Source organism: Rhizobium sp. LEGMi-198b (genome assembly GCF_054114205.1).
Genome location: NZ_JBSYVH010000001.1, coordinates 401,120 through 416,737 on the forward strand (window position 1 = coordinate 401,120; position 15,618 = coordinate 416,737).

General features: G+C 60.2%; 18 protein-coding genes. 9 read left to right on the forward strand and 9 right to left on the reverse strand.

The features are described 5' to 3' along the window. Positions 1 to 28: 28 nt before the first annotated feature. From ACXHXG_RS01890 to ACXHXG_RS01905, 4 genes are all read right to left on the reverse strand, one after another. A complete protein-coding gene (locus ACXHXG_RS01890; protein ID WP_104822447.1) occupies positions 29 to 1,426 on the reverse strand; it encodes a sensor histidine kinase in 1,398 nt (465 codons plus the stop codon). Next, positions 1,416 to 2,087 (reverse strand): response regulator transcription factor, encoded by a 672-nt coding sequence (locus ACXHXG_RS01895; RefSeq protein ID WP_104822446.1) that lies wholly within the window; start codon positions 2,085 to 2,087, stop codon positions 1,416 to 1,418. Before ACXHXG_RS01895 ends, ACXHXG_RS01890 begins: the two co-directional genes overlap by 11 nt. A 137-nt stretch (positions 2,088 to 2,224) precedes the next feature. Further along, a complete protein-coding gene (locus ACXHXG_RS01900; protein ID WP_104822445.1) occupies positions 2,225 to 2,473 on the reverse strand; it encodes a hypothetical protein in 249 nt (82 codons plus the stop codon). A gap of 597 nt (positions 2,474 to 3,070) precedes the next feature. Then, positions 3,071 to 3,379 (reverse strand): Dabb family protein, encoded by a 309-nt coding sequence (locus ACXHXG_RS01905; protein WP_104822444.1) that lies wholly within the window; start codon positions 3,377 to 3,379, stop codon positions 3,071 to 3,073. Positions 3,380 to 3,538: 159 nt separating this feature from the next. Between ACXHXG_RS01905 and ACXHXG_RS01910 the strand changes: the two genes are divergently transcribed. Next, the gene (locus ACXHXG_RS01910; RefSeq protein ID WP_285168069.1) at positions 3,539 to 3,868 is read left to right on the forward strand and encodes an MmcQ/YjbR family DNA-binding protein; all 330 of its coding nucleotides are present in this window, start codon (positions 3,539 to 3,541) and stop codon (positions 3,866 to 3,868) included. Here the strand turns inward: ACXHXG_RS01910 and ACXHXG_RS01915 are convergent. Beyond that, positions 3,846 to 4,331, reverse strand: a complete 486-nt coding sequence (locus tag ACXHXG_RS01915; RefSeq protein WP_104822443.1) for a YcgN family cysteine cluster protein — start codon at positions 4,329 to 4,331, stop codon at positions 3,846 to 3,848. The two genes, ACXHXG_RS01910 and ACXHXG_RS01915, sit on opposite strands and share 23 nt — an antisense overlap. A gap of 164 nt (positions 4,332 to 4,495) precedes the next feature. On the opposite strand from ACXHXG_RS01915, the gene ACXHXG_RS01920 reads away from it, so the two are divergent. The 3 genes from ACXHXG_RS01920 (at position 4,496) to ACXHXG_RS01930 (ending at position 7,981) form a co-directional block, all read left to right on the forward strand. After that, positions 4,496 to 6,691, forward strand: coding sequence for a transglycosylase domain-containing protein (locus tag ACXHXG_RS01920; protein ID WP_283049644.1), 2,196 nt, complete (start codon positions 4,496 to 4,498; stop codon positions 6,689 to 6,691). A gap of 161 nt (positions 6,692 to 6,852) precedes the next feature. Further along, entirely contained in the window at positions 6,853 to 7,440 is a 588-nt protein-coding gene (locus ACXHXG_RS01925) for a DUF1214 domain-containing protein (protein WP_457898340.1), read from the forward strand. Continuing rightward, positions 7,433 to 7,981, forward strand: coding sequence for a DUF1254 domain-containing protein (locus ACXHXG_RS01930; RefSeq protein WP_283049641.1), 549 nt, complete (start codon positions 7,433 to 7,435; stop codon positions 7,979 to 7,981). Before ACXHXG_RS01925 ends, ACXHXG_RS01930 begins: the two co-directional genes overlap by 8 nt. A gap of 135 nt (positions 7,982 to 8,116) precedes the next feature. On the opposite strand, the gene ACXHXG_RS01935 is transcribed toward ACXHXG_RS01930, so the two are convergent. Continuing rightward, the gene (locus ACXHXG_RS01935) at positions 8,117 to 8,284 is read right to left on the reverse strand and encodes a hypothetical protein (RefSeq protein WP_166656783.1); all 168 of its coding nucleotides are present in this window, start codon (positions 8,282 to 8,284) and stop codon (positions 8,117 to 8,119) included. A gap of 537 nt (positions 8,285 to 8,821) precedes the next feature. Between ACXHXG_RS01935 and ACXHXG_RS01940 the strand changes: the two genes are divergently transcribed. The 3 genes from ACXHXG_RS01940 to ACXHXG_RS01950 all read left to right on the forward strand — a co-directional run bounded on the left by ACXHXG_RS01940 (position 8,822) and on the right by ACXHXG_RS01950 (position 11,090). Then, a complete protein-coding gene (locus ACXHXG_RS01940) occupies positions 8,822 to 9,028 on the forward strand; it encodes a hypothetical protein (RefSeq protein ID WP_283049640.1) in 207 nt (68 codons plus the stop codon). 422 nt (positions 9,029 to 9,450) lie between these two features. Beyond that, positions 9,451 to 10,482, forward strand: coding sequence for a DUF2336 domain-containing protein (locus tag ACXHXG_RS01945; RefSeq protein ID WP_199773528.1), 1,032 nt, complete (start codon positions 9,451 to 9,453; stop codon positions 10,480 to 10,482). A gap of 86 nt (positions 10,483 to 10,568) precedes the next feature. Next, positions 10,569 to 11,090, forward strand: a complete 522-nt coding sequence (locus ACXHXG_RS01950; RefSeq protein ID WP_457898341.1) for a GFA family protein — start codon at positions 10,569 to 10,571, stop codon at positions 11,088 to 11,090. A gap of 22 nt (positions 11,091 to 11,112) precedes the next feature. Here the strand turns inward: ACXHXG_RS01950 and ACXHXG_RS01955 are convergent, their stop codons facing one another. Genes ACXHXG_RS01955 through ACXHXG_RS01965 form a run of 3 tightly spaced genes read right to left on the reverse strand, consistent with a single transcriptional unit; the run spans position 11,113 to position 14,080 of the window. Continuing rightward, complete coding sequence (locus ACXHXG_RS01955; RefSeq protein ID WP_457898342.1) at positions 11,113 to 11,469, reverse strand: DUF1491 family protein; 357 nt, start codon at positions 11,467 to 11,469, stop codon at positions 11,113 to 11,115. Between the two features lie 48 nt (positions 11,470 to 11,517). Further along, positions 11,518 to 12,555: a peptidoglycan-binding domain-containing protein gene (locus ACXHXG_RS01960; RefSeq protein WP_457898343.1), complete on the reverse strand. Its 1,038-nt coding sequence runs from the start codon at positions 12,553 to 12,555 to the stop codon at positions 11,518 to 11,520. Then, entirely contained in the window at positions 12,527 to 14,080 is a 1,554-nt protein-coding gene (locus ACXHXG_RS01965) for a sensor histidine kinase (protein WP_457898344.1), read from the reverse strand. Before ACXHXG_RS01965 ends, ACXHXG_RS01960 begins: the two co-directional genes overlap by 29 nt. A gap of 451 nt (positions 14,081 to 14,531) precedes the next feature. On the opposite strand from ACXHXG_RS01965, the gene ACXHXG_RS01970 reads away from it, so the two are divergent. Next, positions 14,532 to 15,008, forward strand: a complete 477-nt coding sequence (locus ACXHXG_RS01970) for a DUF5330 domain-containing protein (RefSeq protein WP_457898345.1) — start codon at positions 14,532 to 14,534, stop codon at positions 15,006 to 15,008. 133 nt (positions 15,009 to 15,141) lie between these two features. Continuing rightward, complete coding sequence (locus tag ACXHXG_RS01975; protein ID WP_457898808.1) at positions 15,142 to 15,564, forward strand: SufE family protein; 423 nt, start codon at positions 15,142 to 15,144, stop codon at positions 15,562 to 15,564. Positions 15,565 to 15,618: the final 54 nt, after the last annotated feature.

The window sequence follows — 15,618 nt, forward strand, 5'->3', positions numbered from 1 at the left end:
CCGCGTCTTTCTGGCATCATGCCGCGCGTCACGCAACATCCTTTGTTACCCCCGGTAGAATTAGGCTGGCGCGAAGTCCGCCCCAGGAACCACGGGACAGCTCGAACCGCCCCTGATATTCGTTGGTGATCTCGCTGACGATCGACAGGCCGAGACCGGTGCCGGGCTTGCTTTCATCCAGCCGGCGGCCACGCTTCATCGCCTCGCGGATCTGATCCGGCTCCAGGCCCGGCCCATCGTCCTCGACCACCAGCTCTACCCAGTGCCGTCGCGCCGGATCGATGCCCTTTACCTCGGCTGGCGCTTCGTTGGCGGCGACGCGCACCTTGCGTTCGGCAAAACGCGCGGCATTTTCCAGGAGATTGCCGACCGTCTCCTCCAGATCCTGCTGCTCCATGGCAAGCGACAGGTGCGGCGAAACGGAAAGCTCGAATTCCTTATCGGCATTAAGCCGCCGCATGACGCGCACCAGCCGCTCCAGCGCCGGCTCCGCGTCGGTGCGGGCCAGCACGGATTCGCGCTGCGCGGCGATACGGGCGCGGTTGAGATAGGATTGCACCTGCCCCTGCATGACCTCGGCCTGGTTCTTGACGAGATCGCCGTGCGAGCGTTCCAGCACGCGGGACTCGTTCAGCAAAACGGCGATCGGCGTTTTCAGCGAATGGGCGAGGTTGCCGACCTGCATGCGCGCGCGCTCCACAATGCGGCGGTTGCTGTCGATGAGGGCATTGACCTCGTTGGCGAGCGGCAGGATTTCACGCGGGAAATCCCCATGCAATCGCTCGCTCTCGCCGGCGCGGATGCGCTCCAGCGCCCCGCGCGCCTTATCGAGCGGCATCAGGCCATAGAGAATCGCGAGAGCGTTGACGACGAGACTGCCGACGCCGAAGCCGACGAGTGCGAAATAGAGGCTATGGGAAAAATTGCGGACATCGTCCTCCACCACCGCGACATTGCCGGTGACGCGAAAGCGCGCGGCGCGTCCGTCGGTATCGAGCACGACTTCGGTCTCGGCAACCTGTACCTGGTTTCCAAAGGCGTCGGTGACGATGTAGTAGCGCTCGTAATTCTTATCGAAAGGCGCTTCCAGAACCGAGAGAACGGGCAAGCTCGACGCGCCGAGGGAGGGCGAAACCAATGGCGTCGCCGTATAGGTGCCGAGCGGTTCGACCATCCAGTACCAGCCTGTCTTCGGCTGAGCGAAACGCAGGTCGCCGAGCTGCGGGCTGCCCGACAACGCCCCTTGGTCACCGATCGTCACGGAGTTGATGACGTTATAGAGCTGTGCTCTCAGCAGGTCCTGAAAACCGCGTTCGGCGCTCTTGCGATAGATATTGGAAATGACGAGGCCGATCACCACCAGCGCCACGGCGGACCAGAGTGTGGTCAACAGCAGAACGCGGGCGGTGAGTGACTTAATTCGCATTGGTCGGCGCTTGGATACGATAGCCGAGACCCCGCACTGTTTCGATCAGGTCGACACCCATCTTCTTGCGCAGACGGCCGACGAAAACTTCGATCGTATTGGAATCGCGGTCGAAATCCTGGTCGTACATATGCTCGACCAGCTCCGTGCGCGAGACGACTTCGCCCTTGTGATGCATGAGATAGGCAAGCAGCCTGTACTCGTGCGAGGTGAGTTTCAGCGGCTTGCCGTCGACCGTGGCCTTCGAGCTCTTGGTGTCGAGACGCACCGGGCCGCAGATGATTTCCGATGACGAATGGCCGGCGGCGCGACGGATCAGCGCCCGGATTCGGGCCAGTACCTCTTCTACGTGAAAAGGCTTGGCGACATAATCGTCGGCGCCCGCATCGATGCCGGCGACCTTGTCGCTCCAGCGATCGCGAGCCGTCAGGATCAATACGGGCGTCCCCCGCCCCGCACCGCGCCACTTCTCCAGTACCGTGATCCCGTCCATTTCCGGCAGGCCGATATCGAGGATGATGGCGTCGTAGGGCTCGGTCTCACCCAGGAAATGCCCCTCCTCGCCGTCGAAGGCGGTATCGACCACATAGCCTGCCTCTTTCAAGGCTTCGGCAAGCTGCCGATTCAAATTGATATCGTCTTCGACTATAAGAATGCGCATCTTCCAACCCAATTTCCCTGGTTTGAGAAATAGTACTGCAAATGAGGCTCGCGTGGAATCACTCGGCCATTAAAGATTTTGCGTGAGATTCAAAGCGTTAGAGAGTCCTTTGCGCGGCGGCGTGAAAGTGTTTCCACCTACATCGGCACCTTCATGGTTACCTTGCGCGGCCGCTGGCCATTACCCTGGACGAGAACGGTGATGACACAGCTATCGCCTGACGGCTGTGCGGAAAGGAGCTGTCCCCCCGTCTTTGCAACCACCTCGGCGGCAGCCTCGCTGCAGTCGCTGTTCGCACGCGCCACCAGGGTCGGCGTCGGCGTCGGCAGAACAGCCGAGCCGGCCATGATGGCGGCCGCTGCTGCTATGCTCAGAAATGATGCCATGCTCCAGACTTCCCACGGGGACATTAACTTGAGCAAATATTTACCCAAACGCGTCTGAATGGCAAATGAATGGGGCGTAATTTTCCACGCGCAGAACGTGCGGTCGGACGTCCATCCCATCTAAGATCTTGCGCCAATTCGACCCGACAGTGGCGATATCAACGATGGGAAGGCGGCGGCCCACCAAACGCTCCAAATCTCAACCGCAGCCCCCTATCGATGATGCACACGGCAAATTGCGCGTGCAGCATATCGGCATCGCAATTGCTCACGGCACCGGTTTCCGCCGTAAACCGCAAAAGTCAGTCATTTTTAATCTATCTTGATTATCATCAACGCATAAGCACGCCCGTGATCGGGGGTGCCTAATCGGCCGATACGACCGGCCTTCAAGTGTTTTACCCACGTAAAACACTTGGGTTTCCTTGAGTCTTTTGAATCGCTTCGCGCCATGTTTTCGAGCATTGCTTCCAAGGCGTGAGAAGTTGAGTCAAAAGCTTCGCGCGATGCATGCGAATGCGGCGAACTTGATTCCGCGAGGCTATCCAGGCTTTTGAAAAGATTGGCGAATAGCTGTCCCTTCAGCGAAGGACCATACTAGACCGGCTTCCGCACCGCCGTCGTGCTCTCATAGTCCGCCGCGATCCGCATTTCGCGCAACGGGCGGACGCGTTCGATGGAAAGCTGATAGTTCGGATGCGCCTTGTAGGCTGCCAAAGCCGCTTCGTCGTCGAATTCGCCATAGACCACAAGATCGACATCGGTGCCGAGCTGGTCGGTCTTCACGTTCGTTCCGATCTCCAGCAGGCGCGCATGCGGAATAGCCGTCAGGATCGACAGGCCGGACCGTACGGCTTCAAGATTGGCGCGATCGGGAACGGTGAAGAAGACGATATGACGGATCACGCGGAGGCTCCCTATGCATTTGCGAAGGCACCGCGCGATATCATGCGTATTCGGTTATTTCAACGAGGAGCGGCCTCGGTGGGGCGGCCCTTTCGTCGCACGAGGCGGAGAAAAGCGGACGGCTGCGGTGCACTCGGCTTCCATGCTAATCTTCCGCTCATGACCGACGACGACCTCATTTCCTTTGCGCATGGCCTACCGGAAACGGTGGAGAGCTCGCATTTTGGGAATCGGGATTTTCGCGTTCGCGGGAAAATTTATCTGACGCTTCCGCACCCTGAATTCTGTGTTGTCAAGCTGACGCCGGACCAGCAGCAGATGGTGCTGGCAACCGTCTCGGAACATATCCTCGCCGTGCCGGGCGCCTGGGGGCTTAAGGGCTGGACGCGGCTTTTCCATCATGTCCTAGACGACGACACGATACACGCGCTCGTGCGGCAGGCATGGCGCAATGTGGCGCCGAAATCTATGGCCTTGCCGGAGGACTAGCCTCCATGTCGTCTTCCACCGTCAACGGCCAATCGACGATGTAGTCTTCGAAATCGTCGAGATCGACATCGCTTTCGCTGACCGTGCGACCGCGGGCGGAGACGCCGGCTATGTGAACCGTTTCCGGATCGCCCGATATCAGCGGATGCCACCAGTAGAGGTCACGCCCCTCGTTGACGAGGCGATAGGCGCAGGTGGGCGGCAACCATTCCAGCTCCGGAACTTTTTCCGGCGTCAGTTGCACGCAATCGGGCACGAAATCCCAGCGGTTCGGGTAGCTGGTGCAGCGACAGCTTTCGCCGTCCATCAACTTGCAGCGGATCGAGGTGAAATAGACGTCGCCCGTATCCCACTCCTCGATCTTGTTGAGACAACAGAGGCCGCAGCCGTCACACAGGCTTTCCCATTCGGGTGTGCTCATCTCCGTCAGCGTCTTGCTCTTCCAAAAAGGTATGTCGTCCATCGTCGTCTTCCTCGCCGCTCGCGAGGGAAATGCGGGCTGCGGCATGCATGTCTCTTGTTCTTTTCCCTAAATCAACCAATTATTCAATTCACCGGTCTATGAGAGGTAGGCTTTGCGTGCCCCAAGGGAATACGCACTGAGGCATAGTGGTCGGGAAGTAGAGCGTGGAAGACCCATCCAACCCAGAAAACGGGCCTGAGACCAAGCCCGATGCACAGCCGGAGGGCCAAGCGGAGCAGCGGCCACGCCGGAAGCGGCATTTTTTCCTGCGCATCGATTCCTGGATCGACTCTACCCTGTGGAATGCCGGATTCCGCCTCGCCGAACTCTGGGAAGATATTACCATTTTCTTCCGCCGTTTTCGCGCCCGCGGCTGGAAACGCATCCTGTTCGAACTGCTTGGCGAAGGGCTGACGCTCGGCACCGCCGGTTCCATCGTCATGCTGATGCTCGCCATGCCGGCCTTCGAAGCCACGCAAGGAGACTGGCGCAACCGCGGCAACTTCGCCGTCACCTTCCTCGATCGTTACGGCAGCGTCATCGGTCATCGCGGCATCATTCATGAGAATTCCGTGCCAGTGGACCAGTTGCCGGACTATTTCATCAAGGCGGTTCTGGCGACCGAAGACCGCCGCTTCTTCGACCATTTCGGCATCGATGTCTTCGGCCTGTTCCGGGCGCTGACCGTCAATGCGCAGGCTGGCGGCGTCGTCCAAGGCGGCTCGACGCTGACGCAACAGCTTGCCAAGAATATCTTCCTCAGTAACGAGCGCTCGATCGACCGTAAGATCAAGGAGGCCTTCCTGGCGATCTGGCTGGAGGCCAATCTTTCCAAGAAAGAGATCCTGAGCCTCTATCTCGACCGCACCTATATGGGCGGCGGAACCTTCGGTGCCGCTGCGGCCGCGCAATTCTATTTTGGCAAGAGCATCAGTGACGTCAACCTGGCCGAGGCGGCGATGCTGGCGGGTCTCTTCAAGGCGCCGGCGAAATATGCGCCGCATGTGAACTTGCCGGCAGCACGCGCCCGCGCCAATGATGTCCTCACCAACCTCGTGCAAAGCGGTCTGATGACCGAGGGGCAAGTCATTGCCGCCAGGCGCAATCCCGCCTCGGTCGTCGATCGCGCCCAGATCGAATCTCCGGATTTCTTTCTTGATTGGGCCTTCGACGAGGTGCAGCGGCTGGCCGTCCACTTCCCCGAGCGTTCGCTGATCGTCCGCACAACGATCGACATGGGCCTGCAGAAGGCAGCGGAGGATTCCATCGAGTCCAGCCTGATGGAATATGGCGAGCGCTATCACGCCTCGCAGGGTGCGAGCGTCATGATCGAAAACGGCGGGGCGGTACGCGCCATGGTGGGCGGCCGGGATTATGGCGAAAGCCAGTTCAACCGCGCCACCAAAGCCCTGCGCCAGCCAGGCTCGTCCTTTAAGATCTACACTTATTCCGTTGCCATGGAGAACGGCATGACGCCGACGTCGACCATCGTCGACGCGCCGATCAGTTGGGGCAATTGGAGCCCGCACAATTATGAAAACCGCTATGAAGGCAAGGTGACACTGACGCAGGCGATCGCGCAGTCCATCAACACCATTCCAGTTCGTCTCGCCAAAGAGAAATTCGGCATCCAGCCGATCCGCGACATGGCCAAGGCCTTGGGTGTGGAGACGCCGATCCGCAACGACAAGACCATTCCGATCGGCACGTCGGAAGTGACCGTACTCGACCAGGCGACGGCCTATTCGGTTTTCCCGGCGGACGGCATGCAGTCACGCCGGCACGGCATTGCGCAGATCATGGGCTATGACGGCAAGGTGCTCTACGATTTCGCGCGTGACGAACCGCCGGCCAAACGCGTGCTTTCCGAAAAAGCCAATTCCTACATGAACCAGATGCTGACCCAGATTCCAATCATCGGCACCGGGCGCAAGGCAGCGCTCGACCACGGCATCCTCGTCGGCGGCAAGACGGGTACGACGCAGGCCTATCGCGATGCCTGGTTCATCGGCTTCACCGGCAACTACACCTGCGCCGTCTGGTTCGGCAACGACGACTACACCTCGACCAACAACATGACGGGCGGCACGTTGCCGGCCATGACCTTCAAGAAGATCATGGACTATGCCCACCAGGGCATCGTGCTGAAGCCGATCCCCGGCATCGACAATCCCTTCCCGGTGCAAAAGCCGCAGACCGTGGCTGCCAAGAAAGCCCAGGCGCCCGATGACAACGCCCTGCCCCCGCTCGTTCGGCCGCGCTCGCTGTCGGTGGATTCCACGAAAATCCTGCGTGATATCGGCGAGAAGCTGAAGGCGGCAGCGCCACTCGCCGCGCAGAAGGTGGCCCAGGCGGAGTGAAATCGGGCTGCCCGCAATTTCATGCTTGCCAACCCCGAACCGACCTGTTGCCGCCGCTCCTTTTGGCGAGGCAAGATCGGCAAGCAACCGCCCGCACTTCCCCCACCCCTTCGAATCAGGGATAAATCAGGCCTCTAGTTGGTCACGAGGACGATCTTAGAGTGTTCCGGGTTCCCCTTCTTGTTGCGCTTTCGCTGATAATCGCCTTTGGCGGGGGGATTCTATTCACGCTTTTTGCGCTGGATGCGACCTCCGGTTTCGGCGCGATCAAGCTCGGCACCTGGCAGGCATTTCCGGAAATGCACACGGTCGACGCCGATCCTTACGCGAAATCGCATCGCGCCCGTGCGGGACGATTGCTCTATGGCACGGCAGAGGGGCTGACGTTCACCGCCTCCGATGACGATGCCGGCGCGCGGCTGACGGCGGGCTGCAGCTATCGCATCAGCGGCCAGACGCCGCCGGCGCGGCTATGGACGCTGTTCATCGCGGGCAATGACGGCGAGCCGCTTGGCGGATCTCCTGGCCGGCCCACCGCGCTCAATTCGTGGATCGTGCTGCGCAATCCGGATTCGAGCTTCGCCATTACCGTTTCGCCGGACGCACAGGCGGGCAATTGGCTGGCGCTGCCCGCTTCCGGCAACTTCCGCCTGGTGTGGACGCTGCTGGATTCGCCTGCGGCAGGCAATTCCGGCCTTATCGATCTGTCCATGCCGAAGCTCGAGAAAATCAGGTGCGGTCATGTTTAGGGTCGTCTTCGCCATTCTGACTGGCCTGCTTGGCGCCACGCTCCTGCATGTCATCATCATCCTCTCCCTGCCGCATTTTTCCGATCGCGACGCCTATACCCGTGTCGAGGATGAGGGCGATGAAAACCACTTCTATACGCTGGACGACAAGGATGACGATTCAGGGCTTTCCAATAGCGACCCCTACATTCGTACGGCCGTTTGTGCCTTCGACATCGGAACTCAGCCAATCCGGCTGACGGCCAAGGGAAAGGTGCCGTTCTGGTCGCTGTCCGTTTATGACGCCGCATCGAACGAGGTCTTCAGCATGAGCGACCGCACTTCGGTCGGCGGCGTGCTGGATTTGCTGCTTGCCTCGCCGATCCAGCTCACGGGGATCCGCAAGGCATTGCCGCCGTCGCTCGCACAATCGATCCTGGTCGAAGCGCCGCGCGCGCAGGGCTATGTCGTGCTGCGCACAATGGCGCCACAAGCAAGCTTTGACGACGCCGCCCGGAACTTCCTCTCGGAAGCCGGCTGCGACGTGTTTGATGGACGGTAAGATCTAGTCGCGAATCTGGATGCCGTTTCTGTTAGGAACCGGCGAGTGGATTGCATCCGTATCGTGGCTCACGGGCCACGATATCGAAGTCGCCCCGAAGGGTCGCGCCGGCGCATCCGCCGGCATAGTGCCGAACTACTTGCCCTTCGCCCGCTTTGGTCCCGTTCCGGGACGATGGGAGCTGACGTCGAGGCGCTCGTAGCGCACGCCGGTGAACAGAAGAATCTTCGCCTCCACCGGCTCCTTCTGAGCCCGCAGCGGCAACCGCGATCTTCGATCCAAAAGGGATATGATCTCTGCCATTCTCGTCTCCATTTACGGCCCGAGACGGATGAACTTGCGATTAATTTCATCCTGCCCGCTATTCCCCAGCGGGCTGGCGTTCCCCAAAATCTTCGCCGCCTCCTGCGACGCTGACAACAGGGCATTCACGCCATTCTCACGGCATTCCCCAGACACCGTGACATGGACGCCCAACTGTGGCGGCCATGCGAATAATCATGCGACTAAACTCTGCAAATCGCCGTTATCACCCGAATTGAGACATACTGTAGTTAACAGAATGCTAATCATTGCCGCGGCTTGCTTTGGCACTCCCTCGGCTTTCGCGGCGCCGTGATCTTCTAACGCTGGGAGGGCAGATTTGGTTTCATATACGATGTAAAAATCTCTAAAATCATTTGAGCAGTAAAATATTGTGAAATCATGCTCTTAGGCCAAAAATATCTTATATTCGCGGTAGCCGGTCGGATGCGAGCGTTGCAGAAAAGTGTCATGCAAATATTATTTGCGGCAACGAAAATTTGACGTATTGTAAAGGGGGCAACCTGAGGGCGGGCAATGTCAGCGACGACCAATTCGTTCTTCTCCCCGGAGGACATTATCGTGCTGCGCGGCGCGTTGGATAAATGGTGCCTGGAGAAGCGGATAGATATCAAAAGCACCGAGGCCCAGTTCGCGGCAACGGCGGCGCTCGGCCTGTTTCAATCCGGCTATAATACCTCCGAAAGACTACTGGCCGCCTTGCGGGAGCATAAGACGCTCTGAGCCCTTGATGCTGCGAGCTTCTCCCGGGCAACTTTCCCAAGCGGGCAGGTTAATCCCCGAAACCCTTATAAGTTGAACACGCTAGTCAGTGCGTCACGGCGAGATAGCTTTCGTAAAGGTTGAGCGCCCGCTGACGCAGCCGATCAGGCCAAAATTCGACTACCATCCCCACGCAAGCTTAACGCGCAATTTTTATTTGGATTTTAATAAAGTTTTCACGAACCGTTAACCCTGCGCCCCTTACTCTTCCGAAAAAGCCAGATCAGGACGACCGTGTCCACGCCCGTTTCGATAGCCATCGCCGATTGCGCCCGCAAAAACCAAAGCGCGATCCGGCTCGGCCAAAGAAAAGCGCAGCGGCGCACAGGTTTGCCGATCCGGTTCCCGTCTTTTTTGTTTTGCGTATCAGTATGGGTGTTGGCGTGCGTGACCGGTTTCGAGACCTCGAAGAGCCTGCGACAGTCCGCAAGAAAGATGTGGTCCTGATGGCAACGGTGACCAGTTTCGAAGGTTTGAATCATCCATCGAAATCGGAGCTTCGCCAGTTTGCCGAGCTCTTCACCCCTCTCTTCCAGGCCTCATCCGACGAAGCGAAACGCCAGGCCGTCGCCGCACTCTCGCAATGCCCAACCGTGCCGCCGGCCGTCTCCCTTTTCATCGGCTGTCAGCCGATCGCCATCGCCGCCCCTTTTCTGGCGAGTTCGCAGGCGATCGACGACGATACGCTGATCACCATCGCCCGCACGCAGGGCGCCGCGCATGCGAAAGCGATCGTCCGCCGACCCTCACTATCGCCGAAAGTCATCGACGCCCTTGTCAGCCTGCATCAGGCCGAGCCGGAACGCGGGATGACGATATCGGCGACCCCGCCGGCGGCTCCTGCTCCGGCCTTAGTGCCGGAACCGAGCGCTGCGGGCATCGAGGCCGAGCGCCTTGCCCGTGAGGAAGCCCTGCGGCAGAAGATCAAGCAGGTCGCCCGCCATCTCGGCCGTGACGATAGGGATCGTCTGGGCCTGCGCAGCCTTTCCGATGTGCAGGAAGCATTGCTGGTGCGTTTCGCCCGCGAGCGCGAGGCGCAGCAATTTGCCGCCACGCTTGCCGACGCACTTTCCTCGAGCCGTTGGCTTGCCGAGCGCATCATGATCGACACGTCCGGCCAGCAACTGGCAGTGACGCTGACGAGCCTCGGCATGGGCTTTGCCGATGCCGTCTATGCGCTGGAGCGCTTCTATCCGCATCTGGCCGAACAGCATGGCAGCGTCAGCCGCGCCTGGCTGGTGCTCGACAGCATCGATGCAGAGGAAAGTCAGGCCCGTGTAGAAGCTTGGCGCCGCGCCGACCGGTACACTTATCTGCCGCCCGAACAGAAGCCTGCGGTCCGCCCGGGCACGCCGCTTTTCGGCCCTAAGGCGAGTCCGATCCGCGAATTGCGTGTCGTCAGCCGCTCGCGTTGATTTAGCCCGTAAGTTCTTCGCGTGTCGCCTCCAGCTATTGCATGGTAGGATCGCGGGCCTGCCGACCTCCACACGCGGACAGCGACATGAACCATGATGCGACTGCCCATCCGTTGACCGGTGGCTGCCAATGCGGCGCCATTCGCTTTGCCTGCGACCTGCCTCCTCAAAACGTGCATGTGTGCCATTGCCGAATGTGCCAGAAAGCGGTCGGCGGGCCGTTTGCGGTCATCTGCCCTGTCATGAAGAGCGCGTTTCGAGTGACGCGGGGCGCGTTTTCCTGGTTTCAGAGTTCTGCCCTGGCGCGACGCGGTTTTTGCAAGGATTGCGGCACGCCGATGATTTTTGAATATCCGGAGTTCGAAGACATAGGCATTCTTGCGGGAACCTTCGACCAGCCCGATCAGGTGCCGCCGGTTGTTCAATACGGCAATGAAAGCAGGGTTTCCTGGTATGGCAGCCTGCATGAGCTCCCGGGAAATCATCCGACCTATGCGGTTGATCCGAACGGATACCTGCCCCGCATCATCGCGTCGAACCGGCAGCACCCCGACCATGACACCAGCGAGTGGCCGCTGGAAACAGGCTCAAAGGACCGCCTGCCCTAACAACGAGGGGACTAGCTCTTCGTCAGAGAGGATTGCTGCGTTGCTCGACCAGCGGCACGATATCGGCAATATCGTCGGTCTCCAGTTCGATGATCCAGAGATCGGGGTCGAATTTCAGCTCACGGTCAAGCGTCTGCCTGATATCTTCGGGTTCCCTGCGATCCAAACGGATTTCGAACAGGCGCGTCCCGCTTTCCTCCTCATCGAAGAAGCTTTGCGGAGCTGGAGCATAAAGCGTTTCCAGTCCATCGCGAAAACGCTGGCGGATGAAGATCGCTCCCGCCTCCTCCGCCCCCTTATGTTCCACAGCGGCAAAATCGCCGCGGGCAAAAAGACGGCGGGTCAGGGCGGATACGAAGATGTCGCTGCGCAATCTCATGGCTGAGCTATACCGGCCGGTTGGGCGCGAAGCAATCAAGGGGGAAGATTAAAGCGCGCCGATGTCCTGCAGTTTCTTCAAGACCGCCATGTCGGGCTCGCCGGTTTCCGGCAGCCGGTAGTGCTTCTGAAACCGGCGGATGGCGGCCTTGGTCTGTTCGCCGGCTACGCCGTCGACGCTGACATTGGTATAGGCGATGTTGCTCAGGCCCTTCTGGATCTGCATCACCATGTTGACGGTGTTGACGACGTCGCTTGGCCCGCTCCGGGGGGCGGCGCTCGTCTTGATATCCTTCTCCGCGCTCTGAATGGCGGCGGCGATGGGATCGATGGTGGAAGCATTGGCCGAGACATTGATGGGCCGCTCCGACGGGACGGCCGCAACGCTCGTCTTGGAGCTGGCGTGGGTGCCGGGATCATTGGCCTTCAGCGCGGCCAGCAGTTCCGGAGTTGCGACCCCAGTCTGCGCCAGGCCGGACGCTTCCTGGAAGAACAGGATAGCGGCTGTCGTGCGCGAGCCGATGACACCGTCTGCGGTGCCGTCATAGAGGCCGCGGCGGATCAGTTCGCTCTGCACGTCGGCAACCAGTTTCGATGGTGTCGTGGTCACCGCTGCCGGCGTTTGCGTCGCCGGCAGGCTGGCGGTCCGAACCTGTGGGGAAGGTGCTGCGGCATTCGCCGTTGTGTCCTGCCGTTCGATGCGGAACGTGGTGACGTTGCCGGTATCGGTCTGCTGCGCATGCAGGAAGGGCTTGCGGCCGGGGATCTGATAGGGAGAGTTTGGATCGCGCGTGCGCAGCAGTGGCGACGGGTGTGTGCCCGCCTGATACCAGAGCGCATTGGCCGTCACGAAACCAAAGACCGCGAAGAAGATTGCGACTCCGGCGGCGACCGCCGGATGCCGGCCGACAACGCCGCCGCACAAAGCGGCCAAGGCACCGACGCCACGCACACCGAGGCCGCCCAGCGCGCCGGCACCGCGTAGGCTGAGGCTGCCGACGGCAACCGCCCCCCGGGAAGCAAAGCCGGGCTGCTTTCGCCTGGCCCTGCCCTTTCCCTTAGGCGATTTTCGCTTTTGCGGGGCCATTCACCTCTTCCTCTTTTCGCTTCTCGTTCATCTCCAGACTATGTTTCAGACGTGGCGGAAAATCGACCGTGCGACCGACATCCACAGCCGGCTGCACCGCTACAGCGCCGGAACCGTCAAACGGGATAAGGATCGTGATGACCGTGCCCTCGCCTGGCGCACTGGCAATGGCGAAGCTGCCACCATGCAGCGCCACCAGGCCCTTGACCAGCGACAGGCCCAGCCCGGTGCCGGCATAGCGGCGGGTATAATCATTCTGGATCTGCACGAAAGGCTGGCCCAGCGAAGCGAGACGCTCGCTGGCGATGCCGATGCCGGTGTCGCTTACCGACAGCTTCAGCATTCCGTCGGTCATGGCCGCATCGATGGTGACGGCGCCGCCCGCATCGGTGAACTTGATGGCATTGCCGACGAGATTGATGAGTATCTGCTGGATGGCGCGCTGGTCGGCGACGATATCGCCAAGGCCCCGCTGCACCCGGCTCGTCAATGTCAGCCCCTTCTCCTTGGCCTGCAGAGCCAGCATGGCCTCGCAAGCACCGATGGAGGCTTCGATGGGGAAAGGCTCGAGCAGAAGTTCGTAGCGGCCCGCCTCGATCTTGCTCATGTCGAGCATGGTGTTGACGACGGAGAGCAGATGCGCGCCGGACTGGCGGATCAGGCCGACATATTCGCGCTGGCGGTTGTTCTCGAGCTTGCCGAAATATTCGCCGCTGAGGATATCGGAAAAGCCGAGGATGGCGTTGAGCGGCGTGCGCAGCTCGTGGCTGACCGCGGCGAGGAAGCGCGACTTGGCGTCATTGGCGGATTCCGCCTCCGCCGCCTTGCGTGCGGCCTGGTCGCGAAGCTGCTGATCGTAGGAAATATCACGCGACTGGCTGACGATCCCGGTCAACCGGCCCTCGCCGTCGCGTCGCGCAGTCATTTCCATGCGGATATAGACGAACTGGTCGTTGCCCTCGACAACGGCCGAACGTTCCAGGCGCAAATCGACGCCGAGGGCTTCACGGCCCTGGCGAAGCCTGTCGACCGCCTGCAGAAAGAGGATGCGGTCGGAGACATGCACCTGTTCGACAAAGCCGCGACCGGAGGGGTCGCGCATCCAGTTCAGGAATTCGGCGCGATCGCGGCCGCCGACAGCGGTAACGCTGCCCTGCGGATCGAACAGGAGAACAAGACCGCTAGCCGCTTCCAGCATCAGATCGCGATGCTCGACGACGACGGCTTCGACCGGCCCGGAGGCGGGACGCTGGCGCGACAGAGCAATACTGCCGATGGCGGAAAACAGAAAACCGGCGCAGACGGTGGCAACGCCGACCGGGAGCGCCACGGCGGGACTGGTGATGAAGGAGAGCCCTGTGGGAACGACGAAAAGAGCCGCAGAGGAGGCGAGCGCGAGCCGGCGAAGGATCGCCAGTTCCTGTTCACGGACCTCACCGTTCCCGCTTGTCCGGGAGAGCCAGCTTCCGCCTGCCCGGTCCACGAGGGCTCCAGCCCTGCCAGCAATGTTACTCAATACGCGCACACCAAAACCCGCACAAACGGTCAGTTATTCAACCGCACAATAGGCCTTCGCGACTTAAGGAAAGAATAAAGAACGGGCGCGTGGATCGGTCGAAAAAGCTCGAAAATCTCGTTTTGGCGCACATGGCGAGACCTTTGGTTTTTGTGGTTAACAGCGGGTAAGCAGCGGATTTTATTTAGATTTCCGTCACACGTTAACCTTTGCGTCGACGTCGACGCCCGTAAGCCCCGGGATATCAGGCAGATCGGCCGAGACATACTTAACAGCAATCGCTACAATTCGACACAAATGAGCTTGAAATGCCGATTGCTACAATTTGAATCAAATTTGCCGAAAATACATCCAGGTTTTGAAAAGGGGTGTTGTCCTCTGTCGAATAGGGTCTGAGCAATATTAGATAAACGACTTCGATCGGCGACAAGACCGAACGAAATAAAGGATGGGCAAGGCAATGTGGTTTCTCATTAGAGCGGGGTTCTGGTTTTCACTGGTTCTCATGTTCCTGCCGATCTTCGCCAAGCCCGACGGCGCTCCGCGGTCGGCTGACGAACCGAAGGTACAGGTTTCCGATGCGCTGTCGGCCGCGAGCGGCGTCATGCAATATGTCGGCGCCATGTGCGCGGAAAAACCCGATGTCTGCCAGAAAGGCGGCGAGACGCTGACCGCGCTCGGCTATCAGGCCCGTGACGGTGCCCGCGTCGCTTACGATCTTCTGGGTCAGCACTTCAAGGACGATAAGTCCGGCGAGCAGGCGGCCGCCAACCAGGCTGCGCCTGCCCCCGTCGTCAACCGTGAGCAGGTCGCCGCCGAGGCACAGCCAATGCCCGCCAAGCGCCCGATCAACGTCGAGACGGCCGACGCGGTCGTTACCGGCACTGTCAAGCTGCCCTCTTATATTCCGGTGCCGCTGCCGAAGCCGCGAACCTGATCTCCGTTTCCATCGATGCCTCCCCCTTATGCGCCGTGAGCTTGCCATCGCTCGCGGCGTTCTTTTTTGTCATGGGTTCAAATCATCGACCTTTTCACCTATATCCAAGCAAGTGGATAATTGGACCGGCATGATGGCGACGCTTGAACAGATCATAGAGGATTTCACCTTCCTGGACGAGTGGGAGGACCGTTATCGCTATGTGATCGAGCTCGGCAAAGCGCTGCCGGATTTGCCGGAAGAGAAGCGGACGCTGGAAAACAAGGTGCAGGGCTGCGCCAGCCAGGTCTGGCTGGTAACGCACACTGCGGGTGATCCGGAAAATCCGGTACTAACCTTCGAAGGTGATTCGGATGCGCATATCGTGCGCGGGCTGGTGGCGATCGTGCTCGCCACTTATTCCGGTAAACCGGCCTCCGAGATCGCCGCGCTCGATGCTCTCGACGTCTTCGGCAAGATCGGCCTGGTCGAACACCTTTCCTCGCAGCGCGCCAACGGATTGCGCTCGATGATCAAGCGTATCCGCGAAGAGGCGATAGTACGCGCCGCCGCATAGAATCTGCCACGCTGGTGAAACGACAAAACCCGGCTCGAAAGCCGGGTTTTTTGA